6 protein-coding genes are annotated in these 6,343 nt (G+C 34.3%); 5 read left to right on the top strand and 1 reads right to left on the bottom strand.

The genetic code is table 11. From position 1 onward, the window contains the following. The coding region (locus tag G6Q06_RS08375) for a hypothetical protein (protein ID WP_163566307.1) at positions 1–426 on the top strand (426 nt) is incomplete at its 5' end. Here G6Q06_RS08375 and G6Q06_RS08370 read toward each other — a convergent pair. Next, a complete protein-coding gene (locus G6Q06_RS08370; RefSeq protein ID WP_163566306.1) occupies positions 427–1,074 on the bottom strand; it encodes a recombinase family protein in 648 nt (215 codons plus the stop codon). Positions 1,075–1,241: 167 nt separating this feature from the next. Between G6Q06_RS08370 and G6Q06_RS08365 the strand changes: the two genes are divergently transcribed. From G6Q06_RS08365 to G6Q06_RS08350, 4 genes are all read left to right on the top strand, one after another. Further along, positions 1,242–1,748 carry a hypothetical protein gene (locus tag G6Q06_RS08365; protein ID WP_163566305.1) on the top strand — a complete coding sequence of 169 codons (507 nt, stop codon included), beginning with the start codon at positions 1,242–1,244 and terminating at the stop codon, positions 1,746–1,748. Between the two features lie 31 nt (positions 1,749–1,779). Continuing rightward, complete coding sequence (locus G6Q06_RS08360; RefSeq protein WP_163566304.1) at positions 1,780–4,926, top strand: DNA polymerase domain-containing protein; 3,147 nt, start codon at positions 1,780–1,782, stop codon at positions 4,924–4,926. Positions 4,927–5,219: 293 nt separating this feature from the next. Next, positions 5,220–5,909 carry a hypothetical protein gene (locus G6Q06_RS08355; protein ID WP_205436018.1) on the top strand — a complete coding sequence of 230 codons (690 nt, stop codon included), beginning with the start codon at positions 5,220–5,222 and terminating at the stop codon, positions 5,907–5,909. Positions 5,910–5,926: 17 nt separating this feature from the next. Beyond that, on the top strand, positions 5,927–6,343 hold a 417-nt coding region (locus G6Q06_RS08350; RefSeq protein ID WP_163566303.1), incomplete at its 3' end, for a hypothetical protein.

The following is a 6,343-nucleotide window of genomic DNA, read 5'->3' as shown; positions in this document are numbered from 1 at the left end:
AGTCTAAAATCTGAAGCCACTACCTTAAAAACCCAAATTACTAACCTCAAAAGTAGTAACGAAAGTTTTAAAAATCAAACTCAAACACTGCAAAAGAAAGTGGGAGTTGTGTTGGGGGAAAACCAAAAACTAAATGAAAAGATTAAAGAGTTGGAGGCTAAAGTTAGTAGTCTTTCAAACAATGATAGAGGCTTAAGAGATCTATGTGAACAACTTTTAAACCATATTGTGAACAAAATTTTAAGCTTAAATTATTCAAACGATAATAGAAATAGAGTCTTAAATCGTTTAAACAATATCTCAGACATAAGAGCAGAACTAAACATTATGTTAGAAACTTTAAACAACTTTGAAAGATTAATAGAATCAGAAAAACTTCAAAAACCACAAAACCTAACACAAGAATTTAGTGGGCGTGGTAGGTGATTAACCCAAATTTCTAGTTCTACAAAACCTTAAAAAGGAGGGCAAACATGGCTTTTCTGGGCAGTCAATCAACTTTAAAATGGCTGAGTAGGTTAAGCCCTTTTCTCTGTACATCTTAATGGTATCCTTGAATGGGTTTAGCGGGTGATATTTGTTAAAAGTCCCTTTTACTCTCCCTAAATGTTGGCCATTCTCTTTCTTACCTGCAAGTGCAGCCTTAGTTCTTATGCTAATCATCTCTCTTTCAGCTTGTGCCAAATAACTATAAATGGCAATTAACAACTCACCCAAAGCATTTTTATAGGTAGTGAGTTCTGGCTGTCTAACAAAGCAAACACTCACGCCCTTAGAGTTAAAATACTCCATTAAGTTCATAACTTCTACCATTGATCTACCTAATCGGGTTAACTCAGCCACTAGCAACAAGTCCCCTTTTTCTAACAAGTCCTTTAGTTCATTAATCCGTCGTTTTTCTAAGGAGCGCCTACTACCCATTTCTACCTCTATCCACTTATCCACAACTAACTTATTTTCCTTAGCGTATTTTTCTATATCATGGCGTTGGCCTAGTTGTTCTTGCTTGTCTGTAGAGATACGAATATAGGCAACTACCTTTTTCACTCTCGCTTTTTTAGTCTTTTTGATCATGTCAACACCTTACAATTTAAAGTATAAAAATTTTATTATACCAAACTATAAAAGTAAAATCATTTAATAATTAAAATATCTAACTACAAAACGGGCGTTTTATGGTAAAATATCCAAGTCTAGCTTCCTTGTCAGTGCTAGATAAATTCATTTTAAGGAGCTTTTATATGGCAAGTAAAAATGTGGTTAAGCAAACTGAAAATCTAAAACAAGAGATAGAGGTAACTACCATTCATGTAGGCGCGCTTGAATTTGGTAGCGATAACGCGGTGTGGATTAGTTTCAAAAATGCTAACTCTACAATAGGCATTAAGCTAGATAACTTCAAAGAATGGTTTTTGAAAACACCCACTAAAGGTAAACTCTTAAGGGGTAGATCGGAGGCATTCAAAAAGGATAATGAGCCTGTAGAAAGAATTTTAGTTGCCGTTGAGGGGTTTAGCGCTAAGACCTTTAAATTTTATGTCGCTAAGTCCGCTGAGCCCCTTAAAACGGCGTTAAGAGGTGTTAAGCCCATTGAATTCACATTAACAAGCCAACAAATAGAAAAGTTGAAAACTATTTGTTCATTGTGGGGTGAATTTAGTACAGATAGTGAGAGTATGCGCAAGTATTGTTCAATGTCTACAACTGAAGTTGCTAAAACTTTAGAGGATTTTAACCCAGATAATTAAGTCTCAAGATATAATGTAAAAAGGTGGTTTGTTGTTTAGACACCTCAACAAACCCACCAAACACCCAACAGAGGGGCAAATTATGAACATCATGACGGAGCGCATTATGACAAACCCACCCTTAAATTTATCTAAAGAAAACAAAGACAATTCAAAAGATTTTTACCAAAACTATAAAGAAAAATTCAGCAAACTAGATATAACCCCCCTCCTAGAGTGTTACCAAAATAAAATTTTCTCAAAATTTGCTAAGTCTAAAATGGCAAAAGTGGAGGCCGTTTTTCTCTGTCTAAAGAGGAATTTAGAAACCTTAAACTCGTTTAAGCAGAATGGTAGATTTTTAAATTCTACTATTCTGAGGGTTTTTAAAAAGTGCTTGAAAACTCCCTACACAACGGGGTTAACTACAAGTGACGTAAAATTTACCTATAGGGGTGAAACCCCAGACACGACAAATTTACGTCACACCCAAAAACTCCCGCCTATTTCCCCCCTTGAGAAATACGAATGTTCAGTATTACCACTTTTGGAAAATCTCTATCAAAATGCCCCGTTAGGAAGTTTGACTATTGGCTACGATACAGAGTATAAAACCATTGAAAAAGGGGGTAAAAAATACAATAAAATTTTACTTTCCCAGTTGTGGTTATATGAATTGGGTTTTGGTCTTGTGTTTGTTCATAAGGAGGGAATGCGCTTAAACCCTACCGACTTATTGGAGTTAACACTCCCTCCACTTAAAGGGGTTCTTGATTTAGGTTTTCAAACTAGGGAGGTAAAACTCCATATAAAGGATAACAAAAGGAAAAAGGTAAGACTGACTAATTTAAAAGTCCGCTTTATTCATCACTTTGGCGCGGCTGAGTTTTCCACATGGGATAAAGAATTTAAAGAGAAGTATGTTGAGGATTTTAAAGTAGTCCGCAAAAGCCCCGTTACAATGAAAGATAGGAAAAACCATGTTGAGGGGTTAATGCTTCCAGTTAAACTTGAAAATTGGAGTAATTGGAATAAAGCCCATATCCAAATTTCATTCAGTGATAGTTACCTACTCTTTGATAACTCCCTAGCAGGTGTTGGGGATATGATAGGGTGCGAAAAGATCACGCTTAGAGAAGTGGATATAAAAAACTTTGATACTTTCTTGAGTGCTAATAAAAATGTGGCCTTAGATTATGCGATTAATGACGCCTTTGTATCTGTAAAGGCTTATTACTTTATGAAAGGTTTTATTAAAGATGAAATTGGGGTTAATTCAGAAGTCTATACAGCTAGCGGAGTGGGAGTAAAAGCCTTTACTACCTTTTTAAAACGATCAGAATATAAGGGCGTGTTAGAAGCGATAACAGAACCCCAAAACGAGGACTTCATTAACTTTAACTTTCTCAATTTGGATAATGCAGGGTTTTATGGAGGGTTTAACTCTGTTTTTAAATCGGGTGTTTATAGGGGCGCTACTTTTGATTATGATCTTTGTGGGTGCTATGGCATGATCAAAAGTAGTATTTTATTATGTGATTTTGCTAAAGCTCCAAAGCACATTGAAATTAATAAAGGAAAAGTCAAGAGGGGGTTATTGAATTATGACTTAATGGGTTATGTGATCCTAGATTTTAAATTAAAGAGAAATAAGTGGAATAGTTTAAGCCCTCCGATACCAGTTAAACATAAGAATGGGCTACTCTTTGTTTATGAAGCAGATAGGGCGATAATTGATATAGATACTTTTCTTTATGCTTATGATACGGGACAATTTGAGGGTTATTATATCCACTCCATAGAATGCTATGAACCGATTAGGAATAAGGTTAAATCTATGGCGTTAGCAGATTTTGTTAAAGAGATTATAACTTGTAGGAATGGTTATAAAGAGTTAATGAAAGAAGCTTGTAATAGTTTTGATAAAGTTCGGTATGACGCTTTCCAAAAACTTTACAAGTTGATCATTAACTCGCTTTATGGAAAATTTGGACAAGGGGTTAATACAAATACTCCACACTCAACTATCACTAACCCATGTATTGCAGCCAAAATTACAGCCCGCGCTAGGATCATGTTACTTTCAATTATAAATTTTTTACACTCCAAAGGGGTTACTATTTTTTCAGCAACTACCGACGGGTTTTTATCTGATCAACGCATAGATAGATATTTATCTCAGATTGAAAAACTACCAATGGTTGATCTAGTGTTAGACAGATATAGAAAAGTTATGGGTGATAATTCACTCCCCTTACTTGAGTTAAAACATTTTCAAAACCCAGATAATGATCCTATTAATATCATTTTGCGTACTAGGACTTGCTTCATGTATGAGAAAGAGAAAAACGGGGCGAGTAAAATGTACTTAGCTAAGGGAGGGATTAAAGTACCGATTGAAATTAAAAGAGATCATGATCTCTCGTTTAAATTTTGCATGGAGGTTTTAGAAAGTGGCGGGCTTAATGAACAAAGTAATTTGACTGATGCGGAGGATATTTATAAGAACTTTAAAGACCTAGTCAATGAACAAGAGACAAAGATATTAAACCTTGAAGTGGATTTAAAAAGGAAACTCCAATTAAGGGGTTTTGATAATCTTAATGATATTGGTATCAATCTCACAATCCCTAATTTTGATACACAACCCTATCAAAGTTTAAAGGAGGCAGATAACCATTTAAAAGCTTATGAAAGTTTTCGCAAAACCAAAGTAAGACAAAACATGGGTAAAGAGTTTCAACCTTTTAAAACTAAAAATTTTACACTAGGGGGTGATAAAGCTTGCTATGAATTTTTATTTTATATTGCGGTTAAAAGTCTCTACCCTAAAATCAATAACCCCATAAATGATCTACGGGTGTACATAGCTACTAAGATGAAACAAGATGGCTTGAGTAATTCAGAGATTGAGACCAGATTAGGTTTTGCTAAGGGTAAAGTTCGTAGGGTTTTAGATAATTATCGGCGTCATGAAAAAGATAAAATTGTGTATAAACTTCCTATAGATTTAATTACAAACTTTGAATTTTATTTACATAGTTTTAGCGATAAGTTGTTTCAAAGTATGTTGGATTATGTGGCTTGTATTGATAATTATTTTTCATCTTTCACTCCTCCGACCTTGTCTACATTCCAACAACTTTGTCTATACTTCAAACATTGTCTACACTCCAGCAAGTCTGTAAGTCCTCCATAACTTCAGTAAAAGTACGCAAACTATGTAAAAAAACTTGTTAAAGTGTGTATAAAAAACATGTTTTGAAGTACGAACTCACCAAAGCAAGTTTACGCGCGTTCCGATAGGATTGGTGAGTGAGCCCACTATCCAACCCCTAACGGGGACACTCGCAAGCTCGTTTTGGATAGTGTGTAAAGGCGTTTAAAGCTACACTATGGTTAAAAGGTAGTTTAGTATTGACAACTTATATCAAAGGGCTTAGAATTGATTTTTGTAGATAATTTTTTTCAGTTTCACTTAAGGATTTAGTCATGGGTAATATATCCTCCATCAATTTTCAGCCTACTACTAACAAAAATCAATTATCACATAATGATAGGAGTACTCCACCACACTATCTACTACCACCTGAGAAAAGAATAGGGATTGAGTGCAATAGATCAGCACTTGTTGCTGAGACTTTAAAAAATACAATTATTGAAAATGCCATAGCTAAATATACAAAATCTACCAAACAAAAATTCAAGGCTAAGAGTTTCTTATGGAGTGCAGTTGTGAATATTAAAGAGACTACTACCATGCAGGATTTAGAAAAATTAGCACAACACTTTTTAGTTAAATATGGTTTTCAATGCTATCAAATTGGTATTCACAGAGATGAAGGGCATGTAAATAATCAAGGCGAAACAATTATTAATCACCATGCCCATTTGGAATTTGTTACTCTTGATAAAAACACGGGGCGCAGTCTATTCCGTGATAAGGTAAGAACTTCAAAATCTTTATCTATAATCCAAAGTGAAGTAGCAGAAATTTTAAACATGGAAAGAGGAAAACCTAAAAATGATGTTGTGAACAATGAGGGAGTAGTAATTCAAAAGGGGACTAATTTAAAACATTTATCCCATTTTGCCTATCGTGCTATAAAAGCTAAACAAAACCAAGAGAAAGAAATTATCACTAAAGAGTTAGACACCGCCAAAAATCTATTCAAAATTTGACACAAGAGAATTTTAAAATGAGGGGGTTAAATGATCAATCGGTAGAAAACTTTAATCAACTATGTGAAACTATCAGGTTGAATTTAGGTAAGTCTTTAAAGCCTAAGGAAGTAAAACAAATTACAGAGTGTGTTGTGAAAAATTTTAAAGTGGTGAATAGTATTTGTGAAGCTTTAGGAGTATCAAAAATCTATAATCAGGACGACTATATAAACCTAAGAAAGACCCGCGACATAAAATTTAAAAGTGTGGATCAACTCTTAACCTACATTGAAAAATTGGAAAAAGATGTATCCATTATCCCCACACTAAAAACCCAAATTGAAAAATTAGTTGCTGGTGTGGACACTCTTACTAAAGAAAACTCAAGTCTAAAATCTGAAGCCACTACCTTAAAAACCCAAATTACTAACCTCAAAAGTAGTAACGAAAGT

The sequence above is a fragment of the Helicobacter suis genome (assembly GCF_902196135.1).
Lineage (GTDB): Bacteria > Campylobacterota > Campylobacteria > Campylobacterales > Helicobacteraceae > Helicobacter > Helicobacter suis_A.
This window is presented reverse-complemented; position numbering and strand designations above follow the sequence as displayed.